This is a genomic window from Streptomyces sp. NPDC044061 (assembly GCF_056434305.1).
Window position 1 is genome coordinate 1 of the sequence record NZ_JBWKFL010000051.1, and the last position, 15093, is coordinate 15093.

Here is a 15093-nt window from a genome sequence, read left to right on the forward strand (position 1 = left end):
CCCGGCTAGCGCTGATCGTGTAAGACCTGCACCCCCGCCGGGGGTCAGGCCACGTGAGCTAGGAATCCCCCTCGTTTACGAGGGGGAGGAGTCAACATCGCGTAGTTCCGGAACATCTGCCGCTCGAACGGCTCGGGCTCCTTCACCCGATATCCCGCCTCGTAGAGCCGGTTCCAGTACTCCGGGGTCTGCCGTTCGTGCACCACGTTCAGTGGCCTCATGCCGTGGGCTCCGGGTCGTTCACGCCGCCGCGCGCAGGGTCGAGGTGGGTGAGCCGGAACGGGTCAGTGGCCGTGATCTCACCGGCCGGGACGCCGAACAGGTCCACACCACCGGACGGAGCGGGCGTGGCCTCATGGATGGCGCGCAGCGCGGCCCCCGGCTCACGATCGGGTAACTCGTTCATCGTGGTTCCTCTCAATGGTGTTCGGCGTACAGCAGGGCGGAGACAACTGCGGCGGAGACGGACATGACGAACAGGACCTGCGCGAGGATCTGCCGCCACCCGATCTGCCGCTCATCGAGCCAGCGGCGTAACTTCCTTCAAGGGGCGGCCTCGTGGATGGCGAGCAGCAGCAGTGCAGGGCGGTCTCCGACCCAGCGGAGTTCTTCCTCGTACTCGTCGTCGTGGACGCTGACCGCCTCCCGGTTCAGGACCGCGATGCCGTCGGCGAAGCCGGTGGCGACGAGTCGCCGGGCTTCCACCCAGCCGGGACGAGTGAGCGGCGCATGCGAGGGCTGGGCGTCGGTCAGCTCGCACACCAGGTCGTAGTCCCACTCCTCGATGAGGCGCCGTACGGCGGCCATCGTGTGGTCGGCCTGCCCGCCGACTTCGGTGCGTGCGTAGGCGATGATGCGCCGCCTGCGCTGCACCTCGGTTTCTAAGGCCGTTGCGTTGTTCTGGTCGCGTTTCCGCTTCAGGTACAGGCCGCGGTTCGCGGCCGGCCGCGTGGTGCGACCGCGCGTCCACGCCTCCACCTCGTTTTCCTGATCCGTGCAGGAGGGCTGTGCCGTACTCGGTGACATGAGGGGTGTCTCCATCCGGTCTTGCTCGAGGTTCCGTTCTCGGGCCGTAGCCCGGGTTCGCTCCGTATGGCCATGGCCATAAGTCGCCAGGGCCGTACGGACTCGGGGCAGGAGGGGGACTGCGCCCCCGCGTCTTCCTACGATCGGCGCGCTCAACTACCGTGCTGCATGTGCGATTTACTGTGCAAGGGCAATTGCGAGAGCACTTAAATTGGCAAGTGCCCGAACACAGGCAAGGGGTTGTTCAGCGGGGCACAGAGGGTGGCACACTCAGGGACACGCCTCGCTACGGCACCGGACACAGGGCACGCTGAGCACCGACAGGGCTGGGGAAAGGGTTACGCAGTGGCAGCAAAGCGCGGGGCGACCTTCCGACGCAGGGAGCTGGGCAAGGAGCTGCGGAGGCTCCGGGACAAGAAGGGCGAGACGCTTCAGGAGGTGGCGAAGGCTCTGGGCTTCTCCCATACGAAGCTCGCGCGCGTGGAGATCGGCGAGAACGACCTGCCACGCGTGGGTGACTTGGAGAAGCTGATCGACCATCTCGCCCCGGACCTTCCGAAGGAAGACCTGGAGACCTTGGTCCAGCTTCACCGCGAGTCATTGAGTAAGGAGCCATGGACGCCGTACAAGGCATACATGCCGTCGAAGATGCCAACGTTCCGCGGCTTGGAAGAGGACGCTGCGGTGATGCGCGCCTGGCAACCCGCCTTCGTGTACGGCCTGTTCCAGACGGAGGGCTATGCGAGGGCGCTGTACCAGATCGCCAAGCCGGTGGATGAGACAACGAGCGAGTACATCGAGCAGAACGTCAGGCTGCGACTGGAGCGGAAAGAGCTGATCACCCGTGCGGATGACCCGCTGGAGCTCCGCGTGATCATGGACGAGGCGGCTGTCCGGCGGATCGTTGGTAGCCCCGAGGTGATGCGCGCCCAGTACCAGGAGATTGTGGAGCTGGGCGAACTGGAAAACGTGACCATCCAGATTCTGCCGCACGACGTCGTGACGTACCGCTCGGAAAGCAACTTCACGGTGCTCGACTTCTCCGAAACCCTTGACCCTGTCGTGCAAGTCGACATGCCCAACACGATCAGTGTCACCGACGAGCGGCAGGAGGTCCAACGGAACGTCCGCCGCTTCGACGCCATGCGCGACAGCGCCCTACCCCCGGCTCGAACGGCCGGGTTCCTGCAACAACTAGCACGGGAGTGGAAGTAGCCATCAATACCAAGAGCACGGCCCCCGATGTGGCCCCCGAGTCCGCCTGGTTCAAGTCCTCGTACAGCAACGACACAGGCGGGAACTGCATCGAGATCGCTGATCTGACCACCAAGGTCGGCATCCGCGACTCGAAGAAGAAGACTTTCCCCGCGCTCGTCGTGCCGGCCGCTGCCTGGTCCTCGTTCATCAGCCTGGTTCGCTCCGGCGACCCCGACTTCGGTGCAGTCGACCAGTAGCGTGACCGCGTTACCCGGAAACATGGCGGCCCTCCTCAGACACGGTGAGGGGGCCGCCATCGTCTTTCAACCCATCACCCGTTCCGCGGGGGACGGCACGTCCGACGCAACTCAGTTGTTCGAGGCTCGGGCGGTTCTTGGATCCAGTCGGGGCTGTCGCCGCCGGAGCCGTAGTGGTCGGTCTTGGATCTGGTCTGGCTCCAGGTGCCGTCGCTGCCCTGGGGCTTGGTGGTCCAGGTGGCGAGGCGGCTGGCCGCGTCCAGGATCTGGGTCTGCCGGCTGGTGCCGGATGTCCGCTGGTGGACGAGGTCGTTGGCGTAGTAGCCGATGGTCGCGTCGGACGCCTGGGTCGTGGTGCGGCAGAGGGCGGCGTAGACCGTGCCGGAGGTGACCAGCCGGTCGGCGCTGTCGTAGGAGTACGACGTGGTGGCGCCGGTGGAGGTGCAGACCGCGCCGACGTCGCCGGTCCACGCGGCCAGGGCGCTGCGGTTGGGCGGGCGGCGCCGTGGACGCTCGGCCGACGACCAGGGCGTAAAAGCCCGCACTCGTGGCGCACTTCAATGGCGGGCCACGACCTGGAACTCCTCGACGCCCTGTTGAAGTCGCCCATCGCCCTCACGATGGTCGGAGATCCACGGCAGGCGACTTTCTCCACGAACACCGCGCAGAAGAACAAGCAGTACAAGGGAAGTAGCATCGTTGACTGGTTCAGCGAACGTCAGGGATCTGTGACTTCGCGGATGACCTGTACCCCGAGCTGCCCTGCACGATCTCGATGAACACCGAGATCACGTGACACGATGGCATCTTTCGGATCAAGAGGTCGGAAGTCCAGGAGTACATGGAGAAGTACTCTCCACGACTGTGCTGCGTTGGGATCGGCGGACCAGCACCTTGGGGTTGGACGCGATGAACATGGGGCCTCGAAGGGCAGCACCTACGACCGCGTGCTCATCTTCCCCACGGTGCCGGTGATCAACTACTACAACACGCGCGACATCAATCAGCTCATGGAGCGGGCGAAGTTCTATGTTGCCGTGACGCGTGCGAAGTCCTACAGCACAACCTTCGTCATCTCCTAGCGCGCCCGGCTGCGAGGCAATCTGGCGTGCGCCGGCCAGGGGCGGTTGGTCTGGTGGACCTAGTGCTCTGCATGCTGATAAGAAGTCGGCACATAGCATGCTGTTCATCTCGAACCCGAAGAAGGACGAAGCCACGATGGCGCAGAAAACCGTTGTCCAACTGCTTGATGACCTCGACGGGTCCGAGGCGTCCGAGAGGATCGTGTTCGGCCTCGACGGTAAGACGTACGAGATCGACTTGAACGAAAAGAAGGCAGCCAAGCTGCGCAAGGCCCTTGAGCCGTACGTCGACAAGGGCAGGAAGACGAATCAGGCGCGCGGCAAGCGTGGAGGTGCAACACAGGCGACAGCGTCCGGTGGCGACACCGCCCTGATCCGCGCGTGGGCCAAGGAAAATGGCTACGAGGTCAACGACCGTGGCCGGGTTCCGGCGGACATCAAGGACGCGTACGCGAAGGCCACGGCCGCGTAACACTGGTGAGTTCGACTCAAGGCCCCTTGCTGCGGCGGGGGCCTTCGTCGTTCCATCTCAAGGGACCGGAGCATCACCCGGAAATGAAGAACACCCCGCGACCCACATTGAACAGGTTCCGCGCCCTGACGCAGGCTTCCCACTCTTTCCGAAGCGCGCTCACAGCCGTAGTGCCTCGATGCCGCCTCCTCGACTGTGCTTCTTTGCCAGTCTCCGTACCGGGGGCGTCAGCGGGTCCACCAAAACATCAGGGCCGCGCCACGACTGCGGGCGATCGGTCATCCAGGAGACGCCCGGGCGGGACCTGCCTCCGGGCTGGCGCGCCCACCGCCTCATTCAGTACCAAGGTCCGGATCAAACGCGGGCCAACACTCCACCCGTCGCAGGTCCAGTTTCCGTCTTCCCTGGTCGCCGCGCCAAGCAAGATGTACCACCAACAGCCGAAGGACCTGCTGGCGGCATCTGTCGCCGCCGGACGAGGTGCACCCCGCGCCGGGCGGTGTCGTCGGTACCGTGCGTGACAGCGTCCGGGCCCCGGGAGCTGGGGGCACCTCGGCGCGGCGGCCGTCGCCACGGGAGAATTACGGCGGCCCCGCTACAGGCGGGCGACAATCAAGGCGATGTCGTCGCGTCCTCCGCTGCTGACACCGAAGTGGGACAGGAGGGTGTCCGCCAGGTGTTCCGGGCTGCAGCGGGGGTCTGCGGAGAGGACGCTGGTGAGCCGGTGCAGGCCTGCGTCGATGTCTTCTCCGCGGCGTTCGATGAGGCCGTCGGTGTAGAGGACGAGGGTGTCGCCGGGGTTGTAGGGCACGGCGGCCTGGAGGCGCGGGGCATGCTGGGCGCGGGCGCCGAGCGGGGGGTCGGTGGCCTGGTCGAGGAGGACGAAGGTGCCGTTGGTGTCGGTGAGGATGGGTGGCGGGTGACCGGCGCTGCTGTAGGTGATCTGGTGGCGGTGGGTGTCGATCACGGCGTTGACCGCGGTGGTGGCCAGTGCCCCTTCGACTGAGCGTGCGTACAGGCCCAAAACCTCCATGGCGGGGGCGGGCTCGCGCAGGGCGCGGACGGCGGCGGAGAGTGCGCTGCGGAGCATGCCCATGACGGCGGCGGCTTCCACACCATGGCCGACGACGTCGCCGACCGCGACGGAGAAACAATCGCCGGGCAGGTCCACTACGTCGTACCAGTCACCGCATACGTTGAGGCCCCTGGCGGCTGGCAGGTAGCGCACCGCAATGTTCGGGTGCCGTGCCAGGTCGGGGGCCTCCATCATGGCTTCCTGAAGAGTGACGGCGACCTTCCGCTCCCGGGCGTGCGCCTGCCGCAGCTCTTCATTCAGCCGCTGAAGCTCCCGTGCACGCACGTAAAGTTCGGCCTCCAAGGCCCTTCGCTCGCTCAGCGTCTCCCCCGGTTGCGGGTGGTGGCCAGGGTGGGAGAGCACAAACTCGGTGACGTCCTCCATCCGGTGAAGGATCCAGGCCACCTGTCCGTCCGGCCCGAGCACGGGGACATTGATCGGCGACGCCCACCGCTCCTCGAACTCTCCAGGGCGCTCGGGCACAGGGATGTCGTACTTCTGCACCACCAATGTCTCCGCCGTCCCCGTCTGCAGGACCCGGTGTAGGGAAGCCCGCAGGTTCCGCACGCCGTCAGCGTCAGGATCGGCCGGGTTGGCGGGAAAAGCGTCAAAGAGATACCGCCCGACCAGCTCTTCCGCAGGGCGGCGGACGGCGCGGCAGAAGGCCACGTTGGCATCGAGGATCACCAGGTCGGAGCCCAGCACCAGGTACGGGCTGAGCGTGGCAGCGAACAACGCGCGGTAGTCGATCAGCGGTGTGCTCACAAGGCGCCCTCCGTTCCGTCCGTGCCCCCTCTCCGTCTCCACTATGCGCGTTCACTGATCATCACACCGGCGTGGCGAGCTTGGTGATTCCGAAGAACCACCGGTCAGGGCGCTTCAGGCGAACCTCTCGTGGCTCCGGCTCACCCGGCTCCTTCCGTCACGAGCCATCGCCTGGTCCCGCACGTAGCTACGTCGCTGCCCACATCAAGGCCGAGGGCGGCGACCGTCTGCTTAGGACATCAGGGTTTCCTACGATGCTCAGCAAGGTCGGCGGAGTGGCACGGATGAGCCAGGCGGCAGGTCTGCAATCGCGGTCGAACCGGGCGTGGAGAGTGGTCGGGTTGCGGGAAAGTCGCACCGGACCACCCGGCGGTTTGGGTCGTTGCCCCAGTACAGACAGCGACCATCCACGGCTGCCGCGACGAGACGAAGGAAGGCCATGACCGAGGCGGTCCGCCGGAGGTAAAAGTCCGCGCAGCGACGGATCGTGAGCACTGTGACCTCCTCCAGTGTGCCGAACAGTGACGGGCTCGCACTGTGGCCGGAGGCCGGGTGCAGGGAGTGGAAGGCCACCGCAGCCCAGATCGGCTGGGCCCTGGAGCTGCTGGAGGTGCCGCACACAGCCGTCACGGCCTTCCGCTTTCCGCTGGCCAGCTCCCGCAACAAGGCGATGCGGCGTGGAGCTGACCGAGGGCCCGGAGAGCACCCGATGGCCTGCAGGCACGCAGGAGCCACCCGCCAAGCTCACTACCAGCGCATGCCGAGGGCATCGAGGACGGCCGCCGCGGCGCGCTCAGCATCGGCCCATCTGCGGGTGTTGTTAACGAACTGGCCAGCCAATGCTCGGGGACACGGTGTTGGAAGGTGTGGTACTGATAGGCGGCGCGTCGCCGCAGGCCTCATCACGCTCTGGTCCGGGCTGCGTCGACGGCGTGGCCGGCCCGCGTCCCCCGGTAGCAGGCTGGCCCCCGGCGGTGCCCCGAATCGTCTTCCCTGTGCGCTTCGGGGCGCCGTCTTGTTCCTCGGCGTGCTCACCCAGACGGCGCGGCAGTCGCGACGCCCGCACACCGTCTGGGTGAGCATGGTGGTGAGGTGCCCCGGGCCGTGACCCTCACTTCGTCGCCACCGGCCCGGGACACCGCCTCGGCGTTACCGCTCCTCGCTACGCCGGCCCACTCGACGACCAGGTCCTGGTCCAGCACTTCGAGGCCATCCAGCTCTCGCGTGCGGGCTCGTAGTGGGAGGCGCTGAGGCGTCCGCGCTCGCTGGTGGTGTCCGGACGCTTGTGCGTCTCCTCGGCCATCCCCAAGGCGCGCGCTATCTCGGCGCGGCTGTGGTCGGTCCACACGCGCAGGTGGACCAGCCGTTCCGTCTCGACGGTGCACAGGTCGGCCGGGAGATGCCGACCGGGGCCGCCAGGCGCGTCACGCGGACCCACATACGATGACCCGGCCGAGCGCCGCACAGCAAAACGCCCACGCCGAAGCGCGGGCGGGCACGGTGAACACGACATCTGGCAGCGACGCCACACGGCGAAACCGGCTCTTACGAGACAGCAGCGGCCAACACCTCCACCCCGAGCACGCTCGACTTGTCAGCGGTGCGGTCGGCGTACGCCGTCCTCGGGTGCGGCACCCCGCGGCCCAGCGGCGAAGACTCAGCTGAACGGCTCGATTGGGCTCGGAACGGTCGCGGGCGGTGCCGGCCGTGTCTGTAGGCGGTCCCGCGCGGCGTGCGATCGGAGCGCGGGACCGCCGAGCCCGCCGTCCTGTCAGAGCCGGGCACAGTGGAACCGTACGAAGGCGCCAGCCCTAGACGCACGCTCAGTGATGCGGAAGAGCGACCGATTCACCCGTACGCCTGGCAGACACCGCGTCATCCCACCAGGGAGTACCTCCCTCTGCCGGGCCCGATGGACGCCGGGTCGGGCAAGCAGGAGGCGTCCATGGCACACAGGCCATCACGCCTGCTACTCCTCGGCCCGCTTCCGGGCGGCGTCCACCGCCACCCACAGCCCGACCAGGTCGGCCCCGCGCCACGTGCGCCGGCGGTGGTCGAGGATCACGGGGGCCGGGCACGCCTCGCCTCGCCAACAGGTAACTACCGGATCGTCGCCGGGCTGTGTCTCGAAGGAGAGCTCGCCGCCACACCAGGGGCACAAGGTGTCGAGGGTGAGGGCGCGGCCGTCGCGGTTGAGGGCCCGCTCGACGCGCTGCCGGGCGAGGCGTGCGACGTCGGCGAGGTCGTCGAGCACGGGTGCCGGCATGGGCCGGAACAGGTTGTTGTCGAGGTCGTCGCCGAGGGCGCGGCGCTCCAGCCACACTGCGGCCCAGTGCAGACCGTGAGCGCGGGAGCCGACTCCGGTTATGCCTGCGCCCTGTACGGGGGTGGCGCTGCGGTGGGTGGGTAGGTGCCAGCGTCTTGGGTCGTCGCGGTCGGCGACGTCGACGACGGCACGGGGGTGCAGGGTCCAGCCGGCGGGGATTCTGCGGGGGATCTGGATGCGGTGGCGCACGGGGCGCTGTACGCGGGCGGCGATGGCGTCGGCGGCTGTGAACAGGGCTCGCTCGACGTCGAGGGCGGCGTCGAGCGCGTCGAGGTTGAGCGGGGCGGGGTGCTCGCGCAGCGAGAGCGGGATGCGACCGATCATGGGGCGGTCGTCGGTGCGGTCGGCGGCGGTGGCCTGGTTGAGGATTGAGTGGGTCTCGCGCGGCGGCCACTCCTGTGCGGGCGGGCCATCGATGGCGGCGAGCAGGTCGCCCCACTGCTCGCGGAGGGCTTGCAGGTCGTCAGCGACGCGGCGGGCGGTGGTCGAGGGCGCGGTGTCGAGGACGGTCGTCATGGGTGGTGCTCCTGGTGGTGCGAGGTGGCGCCCCGCGGTGGTACCGGGGGGCCGTGGCGGTCACTGGTGGGCGAACTCGGCGCGGATAGTGTCGGCGGTCGAGGTGAACAGTGGGCATCCACGCCCGCCGCCGTGGTCTCCGAAGCAGCAGGGACCGCCGCACCGGTGGTGATTGCGTACGTGCCCGCAGTGGGTGCATGGCGTGGTGAGCGTGATGGGCTCGGGCTTGTCCTGCTCGGCCTCGGCGCAGTTGGCTGCGGCGGCATAGCCAGGACGCTGCTCGTCCGGGCCCCCGGCGTTCCGGTGATGGCGCGGAAGTACTCGCCGGTGATGCGGGTGGCCTCAAAGCGGGGGGATGCGGGTCCGGTCGTGGCATTGCGCAGTGCGTTGACCGCGTGGCCTCGGCCTGTTCGGCACGGTGGCGCTGCTCGGTCGCGGTTTCAGTACCAATGGCGGTTGGACTGCTTCAGGTATACCTCGGCCTGCTTGGCAGTACGGCGGCTGCGGCGGGCGCTGCGCCAGGCGTTCCAGTGGCGGGGGGGGGGGGGGGGGGGGGCCCGCCGCCCCCCCCCCCCCCCGCGGCGCTTGGCGGCGTCGGGGCGTTGCGCGGTCTTCATGGTGTACCTGCGCCATCGGTTCCGGTCGGTTTCCATGGCGGCCAGCTGCCGGGCGAGCTGACGCGGGTGGGCCTCGGCAGACATGGCCCTCGACGGCGCGCAGGGTGTCACATGGCCGTGTCGCGTCACAGCCGATGCGCTGTCCCGGCGAGTAGTAGACGCACACGGCGCCATGCGTGGCCTTACGGTTTAGGGTGAGCACGCAGTCGAGGGCGGCCTCGGCAGTCCGGGCACGGTCGGCCCAGTGGTGCAGCCACCCGCGTACGCCTTGCTGCTCGGTCAGGTGCTCGCGAGCGCGGCGGGCGGGGCTCCGCCATGCGGCGTGGTTGCGGTTGGCGCAATCGCGGTGGGCGAGGATCTCGGCGTCGGCCTGGCGTGCCCACTTCTTGCGGGTGTCGCGGTAATGGCCGACGCGGGCGCGGGCGTCGGTGAGGGCCTGCTTGGCGCCCGCGTAGTACCGGTTGCCCCACCGCACGCCGCTGGCGGTGAGTGTGCGGGTGCGGCCGCCATCGGCGAACGGGTACTGGTACAGCAGCTCGCGGTCCACGTCCTCAATGGGGCTGGGGTCGGCCCGCCACACCTGAAGCGACGTGAGACCGTCAAGGGCCTGGGAGGTGTGTGTGGTGTTCCACCACGTGAACCCACTCGAGCAGCAGGCGGACGGACTCGGCCAACGGCAGCGCAGATGCGTCATCAGCATGCTTGCTGCGGGCGCTGGGGCCCAGCCGGGTAGTGGGGGCATGGGTACAGCGGGGCAGCGAGACGAAAATATCCCCGCGCGGGGGAGATTCTCGGCGTCAGCATCGACGAGACTTGGACGTCACCGGTCGCCACGCCCCGGTCAAGGCCAAAGGCGCCCGGACCAAGGCCCGCCGTCGGGGCCAGGCCCGGTGGCGGCGGTGGACGGCGCCATGATGGACACCGTCGTCGACAACCTCCTCGCCCAAAACATACGGCGGGATCGCCCACCACGTCGTCTCCGACACCTGCGACGCACTCTTCTCCAGGCTCATCCCCTCCGGGGTCTGGGTGGCCGTCTACCTCATCGACGCGCTCCTTGCGAACGAGTTGGAGGTCTGGCCGGACACCGTGCACGCCGACGCCCAGGAACAGTCCCGGTCTTCGGGCTCGCCTATCTGCTCGGCATCGACCTGCTGCCACGGATACGCAACCTCCAGGACCTCACCTTCCACCGCCCCGACCCACAGGCGCGCTTCCGGCACATCGACGCACTGTTCTCCACCGATCCGCGCACCAGCGTCGACTGGCAGCTCATCGAGAACGGTGGAAGGACCTCATGCAGGTCGGCCTGTCGGCACGGGAAGGCACCGTGTCCTCCGTCACTCTCCTGCGGCGCCTGAACAACCACTCCCGCAAGAATCGGATCTACAAGGACTTCCGCGACGTCGGCCGCGCCGTCGGGACGGTCGTTCTGCTCCGCTACCTCTCGGACCCGCAACTGCGGGAACAGATCACCAGGGCGATGAACAAAGCCGAGGAGGCATACAACGGGTACACCAAGTGGCTGCACTTCGGCGGAGACGGCTATCTGCGCTCCCGCGATCCCGAACTCCAGGAGACAGCTGTCAAGTTCCTCGGCCTGATGGCCAACAGCATCATCTTCTCCACCAGAGTCGACGTGACCGACGCACTACGCCAGATAGCCTCCCCGGGCTGGGACCTGAGCCCCGACGACATCGCCACGCTCAGCCCGCACCGCAGGGACAAGGTGCTGTGCTTCGGCGACTACGACACCACCACTCTCCACATCCACCCGGAACCTACGACATGGCCTCCGCCCCTCACCAGCCGTGACATCCCCGTCTCACGTGGAGAACAGCATGCCGACGGCTAGCCGCGACGCGAGGCCCCGGCAGCGGCCAGCAGGTTCCTAATCTCGGTGACGCTGGCGCCGGTAAGCTCGGCGATACGATTTAGCCGACGGCCCGGTAGGCGGCGACGATCGCGGCGGTCAGGTTTCGGCGGGCCGTGTGAACTGTCGCCTGCGCCTCACGCAGCACCGCAGCCGCTGTCTCCAGGGTGTTCTCCTCGCCAGTCATGCCACCCAGCGGGCCCGCATGGCCGACACGGTGGAAGCGATCCAACGGCAGGCAAGGGGTGGTGGCGTGGCGGGCGAGACGCTGGTGACGGTGGTGGGCAACCTGACCGCCGATCCGGAACTGCGTCATACCTCCTCCGGCATCCCGGTGGCGGGTTTCACCATCGCGGCCACTCCCCGCGTGTTCGACCGCGACCGCAGCGAATTCGTCGACGGCGAACCGCTGTTCCTTCGCTGCTCGCTCTGGCGACAAGCCGGCGAGAACGCCGCACAGTCGCTCACCCGAGGCATGAGGGTCATCGTCACCGGGCGGCTCAGGCAGCGGACCTTCGACGACAAGGAGGGCCAGCGCCGCACCGCGATGGAGATCGACGCCGAGGATGTCGCCGTCTCCCTGACATACGCGACCGCGGCCGTCACCAAGACCTACCGCCAAGGTGTGCCACCGCAGGGCGGGCCCGCGCCGACGTCCAGGCCGGCATCCGATTCCGCGCAGTCATCCCCGCGTTCGACGTCCGCCGAGCCGCACCCGTTCTGATCGGACCAGGGGATGCCTCAGCCCCAGAACGCGTGACGCGGGTCGTCCAGCGCCGTCAGGGCCTCGTCCAGTGACGGGACCGCCGGCAGGTGATCACACGGATACCAGCGGCCGTTGCGGTCCGCCCCGTCCACCAGCCACCCCTCATCGGTATGCCGCAGCCGAGCAACCTTGCGCGAAGTCCATTCCCCGACGCCGTTCCACGGCGCCCGCTCCTCAGTGACCACGACCGCGCTGCCCCGCACCGCGCACCCCACCGTAACTTCTGCTCTCGCGTGCGTAGGAATGCGCTGCTCTGCCCACTTCTTCAGCCGGGCCCGGTCCATCTCGGAGATCTTCACCTCTCCACCGTACAGACAGAAGCCCGGGAGGCTCTCACACTTCCCCTCGCCGCGATCAGCAAGGGTGGCTTGCACTGTCATCCATGCAACTGCCAAGGCGTCATAAGCGCCCGCTCAGAACGACTGCGGCTCGGCCGGGCCCGGGGACGGGTTTCCGGGTACCGGTCAACCGGTGCATGCCGCGTCGGTACTGTGACCCACAGTACGCACCATGGAGGGACCAGCGTGACCGACTCGGCTCAACTGCCGGCCGCCCAGGACCGACCGCCGTCACTCGGCGAGCTCATTGAACGCAGCGCCGATCTGAAGCGGGAGCTGGTCCAGTACGTTCAAGGACCGCGGTTCGACCGAAAGCTGACCGCGGCCTTGCTTCAGGCGGCGGGAGCGGACCGCTCGCTGGACGAGAGCACGGCCATCAGCGTGATCGACCAGTTCGCGCTGCAGCACCGTCTGCCCGACGGACGGACCCCGGTGGAGCGGTACGCGGACGCCCGCAAGGACCTGTCCCCGGTGGAGCGGGAGATGCTGCTGGGCTGGATGGATGTGGTCGAGGGCCTGTTCGAGATCCAGGCCAGGGACGGCGATGCTCTGGTCCTGCTGAACCTCATCGACGACCTGGAGTACCGGACCTACTCCAACATGGGCCGCAAAGCGTTCCGCGGCATGTCCAAGGGCGGGTTTGTCATCGGCCGGCTTGTGCCCATCGCGCCGTATCCGGGGACCTGGCTCGTCTCCGGCGGCATCGCGTCCTTCCGTAAGGCCGACGGCCCCCAGATCGCGCAGATCGCCCTGGAGACAGCCGCGGAACATCCGGCGCTCGTCTTCCGCAACCCGGACAAGATTGCCCAGGGGTGGGAGCAGATGCACCGGGACCGGGAAGCGTTCATCGCCTGCTTCGGCGCGGACCAGGTGGTGCTGCCCACGGCCGAAGCCCAGGAACGGATCGATGCCTTCCACCGGCACCGCTGGCAGACCACCCGCAGCGAAGCGGGCAAACACGACCCCACCGACCCCTTCCCCCCGCACCTGTCCTTCCGCCTCCCCGAGGACCTCCAAGCGGCGGACACCGTCGGCATCATCTACGACGCGACCGAGGGCATGAACCTCTACCGCGACTACGGCCTGCTCGACGCCCTCTACGCCGACCCCGCTCTCACCTCCAGCCGCCGCCACACCGACCTGCTGCGCAGCTACGTCCGCGACACCTCCATCTCCCCGCTGCCCTTCCAGCGTCTCGCCGAAGCCCACCCCGACACCGTCGACACCGTGATCGGCAAGGTCCTGCGCAAACCCGGCTTTACCTGGACTGAGCACGGCGAAGCCTGGCTGCGACGCCGAAAGGCGGAGTTCTACGAGCGCGAGCCCCGCCCCGGCGTCTCAGTGATCGGCAACCGGCTGGCCGAACTCGCCACCGCCAGCCGCCGCTGACCCCCGGCCCCTGCCACCCTGGGGCTCCGGCTCTCGGACGTGGACGCCAATACAGTAATCCCGCCAGCATCATCACTCTCCGTGATGATCGTGATCCATCGCCCTGATCGAAGTCCCTGGAGAACAGGCCCTTGGCAGTTGGAGGGGATACCCCCTCCAACTGCCAACAGCCAACAGGGGGCTGACGCCGAGCTGTACGAGAGGCTGTGGCGGACACGGTCCGCTCCGCCGGGTGCGACTTGGAGGTGGGCGTGTACCGGCTGTCCTACCGCGCGGCCCCCGCCGACCCCCGAGAGACCGCCCTGTCCCTTCTGCCGGGCACTTGGCGGATCACGGCCGAGGGCAGCGCGCGCGTCGTGCGCGGGACGGCGGGCCGAGCTTGGGTACTGGCCGCCCCGGACAGCGAGGTGATGTCACCGTGGAGCGGGGCTAACCGCGGAAGTGCTGTTCACAACGAAGGAGCCCTCACTGCCCGTCCGGCGGCGACGTCGCTGACGACACGCTTGCCGTTCAGCGTGTCGTCGCGGCGGCGACGCTGTCAGGCGCCCGGGGGGTGTGACACTGGATCACGTCGACCTCATCGGCTTCGCGCCGGGCACCAACGGTGTCCAGGCGTGGCATCGGGTGGACGTGCGAGTCCGTCCCCGAAGAAGGTCGGTCTGTCGCGCGTCAGGGAATGGACGTCCGAGTTCCGCCTGCCACCGGGGACCGGTGCGACTCACCTGCCAGCTCGCGCCTGCGGGCGCACCGCACGCTGGCCAAACGTCTGTAGGTCGACACAGGGGGGTGCCATGGATTCCTGTAGGGGGATCCTCGTGACCGTTTCCGCATCCGTGCGTCGTATGACCGCCGTGCGCGCCGTGGCGCTGCCGGCCGCGGCCGCCGACCACCACCCGGGCCGCCACTACCGCAGCGCCGTCTACATCAGCGCCGTGCAGTACGACTCGCCGGGACGCGACGACCGCTCCAACCGCTCCCTGAACAGGGAATGGGTGGACATCACCAACAACAGCCGCCGCGCGGTCAACCTCGACGGTTGGACCCTCTCGGACGAGGACGGCCACACCTACACCTTCGACCACTACCGCCCGGCCGGCCGCGCAACCGTCCGTGTCCACATGGCATCGGCCGCGACTCCCGCACCGATGTGTTCCAGGCCCGCGGCGCTTATGTGTGGGACTGTGACAGCGGCACCGCGACCCTGCTCAACGACCGCGGCCGCTTCATCGACGACGCTACTGGGGCCGCCACCCCCGCGCCCGCCGCTGACCCCACCCCGTACCCCTCGCCGGTGAACGCTGAGACGGCGGCGTTCCCCGGCAGCCGGTAGGGGGGGGGGGTGGGAGGGGGTGAGGGGGAGTCGCGGTCGGCCGGTAAGAGGAGGCACTACGGGC

At 68.3% G+C, this 15093-nt stretch carries 15 protein-coding genes and 3 pseudogenes; 9 read left to right on the forward strand and 9 right to left on the reverse strand.

Going from position 1 to position 15093, the window contains the following annotated elements; genetic code table 11:
• Positions 1-44 precede the first annotated feature (44 nt).
• From AC07CM_RS42905 to AC07CM_RS42915, 3 genes are all read right to left on the reverse strand, one after another.
• Complete coding sequence (locus AC07CM_RS42905; RefSeq protein ID WP_478881983.1) at positions 45-221, reverse strand: hypothetical protein; 177 nt, start codon at positions 219-221, stop codon at positions 45-47.
• On the reverse strand, positions 218-406 hold the full coding sequence (locus AC07CM_RS42910) for a hypothetical protein (protein WP_478881984.1): 189 nt from the start codon (positions 404-406) through the stop codon (positions 218-220). Before AC07CM_RS42910 ends, AC07CM_RS42905 begins: the two co-directional genes overlap by 4 nt.
• A gap of 137 nt (positions 407-543) precedes the next feature.
• Positions 544-1026 carry a hypothetical protein gene (locus AC07CM_RS42915; RefSeq protein WP_478881985.1) on the reverse strand — a complete coding sequence of 161 codons (483 nt, stop codon included), beginning with the start codon at positions 1024-1026 and terminating at the stop codon, positions 544-546.
• A 345-nt stretch (positions 1027-1371) separates the two neighbouring features.
• On the opposite strand from AC07CM_RS42915, the gene AC07CM_RS42920 reads away from it, so the two are divergent.
• Positions 1372-2241: a helix-turn-helix domain-containing protein gene (locus AC07CM_RS42920; protein WP_478881986.1), complete on the forward strand. Its 870-nt coding sequence runs from the start codon at positions 1372-1374 to the stop codon at positions 2239-2241.
• A 29-nt stretch (positions 2242-2270) separates the two neighbouring features.
• Positions 2271-2480, forward strand: a complete 210-nt coding sequence (locus tag AC07CM_RS42925) for a DUF397 domain-containing protein (protein ID WP_478881987.1) — start codon at positions 2271-2273, stop codon at positions 2478-2480.
• Positions 2481-2554: 74 nt separating this feature from the next.
• Here AC07CM_RS42925 and AC07CM_RS42930 read toward each other — a convergent pair whose 3' ends face one another.
• On the reverse strand, positions 2555-3025 hold the full coding sequence (locus AC07CM_RS42930; protein WP_478881988.1) for a hypothetical protein: 471 nt from the start codon (positions 3023-3025) through the stop codon (positions 2555-2557).
• A gap of 327 nt (positions 3026-3352) precedes the next feature.
• Between AC07CM_RS42930 and AC07CM_RS42935 the strand changes: the two genes are divergently transcribed.
• Together AC07CM_RS42935 and AC07CM_RS42940 are read left to right on the forward strand one after the other, a co-directional pair.
• Positions 3353-3562, forward strand: a complete 210-nt coding sequence (locus tag AC07CM_RS42935; RefSeq protein WP_478881989.1) for a hypothetical protein — start codon at positions 3353-3355, stop codon at positions 3560-3562.
• Positions 3563-3698: 136 nt separating this feature from the next.
• Positions 3699-4034 (forward strand): histone-like nucleoid-structuring protein Lsr2, encoded by a 336-nt coding sequence (locus tag AC07CM_RS42940; RefSeq protein WP_478882026.1) that lies wholly within the window; start codon positions 3699-3701, stop codon positions 4032-4034.
• A 595-nt stretch (positions 4035-4629) separates the two neighbouring features.
• Here AC07CM_RS42940 and AC07CM_RS42945 read toward each other — a convergent pair.
• The 3 genes from AC07CM_RS42945 to AC07CM_RS42955 form a co-directional block, all read right to left on the reverse strand.
• Positions 4630-5874, reverse strand: coding sequence for a PP2C family protein-serine/threonine phosphatase (locus AC07CM_RS42945; protein ID WP_478881990.1), 1245 nt, complete (start codon positions 5872-5874; stop codon positions 4630-4632).
• A gap of 1162 nt (positions 5875-7036) precedes the next feature.
• Positions 7037-7312, reverse strand: coding sequence for a hypothetical protein (locus AC07CM_RS42950; protein ID WP_478881991.1), 276 nt, complete (start codon positions 7310-7312; stop codon positions 7037-7039).
• 531 nt (positions 7313-7843) lie between these two features.
• A complete protein-coding gene (locus AC07CM_RS42955; protein ID WP_478881992.1) occupies positions 7844-8716 on the reverse strand; it encodes a serine/threonine-protein kinase in 873 nt (290 codons plus the stop codon).
• Positions 8717-10108: 1392 nt separating this feature from the next.
• Here AC07CM_RS42955 and AC07CM_RS42960 point away from each other — a divergent pair.
• Together AC07CM_RS42960 and AC07CM_RS42965 are read left to right on the forward strand one after the other, a co-directional pair.
• A pseudogene (locus tag AC07CM_RS42960) lies at positions 10109-10224 on the forward strand (site-specific integrase); the annotation flags it as partial.
• A gap of 69 nt (positions 10225-10293) precedes the next feature.
• Positions 10294-11188, forward strand: a pseudogene (locus AC07CM_RS42965) (Tn3 family transposase).
• Between the two features lie 79 nt (positions 11189-11267).
• On the opposite strand, the gene AC07CM_RS42970 reads toward AC07CM_RS42965, so the two are convergent.
• On the reverse strand, positions 11268-11393 hold the full coding sequence (locus AC07CM_RS42970; RefSeq protein WP_478881993.1) for a hypothetical protein: 126 nt from the start codon (positions 11391-11393) through the stop codon (positions 11268-11270).
• A 66-nt stretch (positions 11394-11459) separates the two neighbouring features.
• Here AC07CM_RS42970 and AC07CM_RS42975 point away from each other — a divergent pair, with 66 nt between their 5' ends.
• Positions 11460-11930, forward strand: a complete 471-nt coding sequence (locus AC07CM_RS42975) for a single-stranded DNA-binding protein (RefSeq protein WP_478882027.1) — start codon at positions 11460-11462, stop codon at positions 11928-11930.
• Positions 11931-11947: 17 nt separating this feature from the next.
• Here AC07CM_RS42975 and AC07CM_RS42980 read toward each other — a convergent pair whose 3' ends face one another.
• The gene (locus AC07CM_RS42980) at positions 11948-12271 is read right to left on the reverse strand and encodes a DUF3024 domain-containing protein (RefSeq protein ID WP_478881994.1); all 324 of its coding nucleotides are present in this window, start codon (positions 12269-12271) and stop codon (positions 11948-11950) included.
• A 225-nt stretch (positions 12272-12496) separates the two neighbouring features.
• On the opposite strand from AC07CM_RS42980, the gene AC07CM_RS42985 reads away from it, so the two are divergent.
• Together AC07CM_RS42985 and AC07CM_RS42990 are read left to right on the forward strand one after the other, a co-directional pair.
• Entirely contained in the window at positions 12497-13699 is a 1203-nt protein-coding gene (locus AC07CM_RS42985; protein WP_478881995.1) for a hypothetical protein, read from the forward strand.
• Between the two features lie 842 nt (positions 13700-14541).
• Positions 14542-14968, forward strand: a pseudogene (locus tag AC07CM_RS42990) (lamin tail domain-containing protein).
• The last annotated feature ends 125 nt before the right edge of the window (positions 14969-15093 follow it).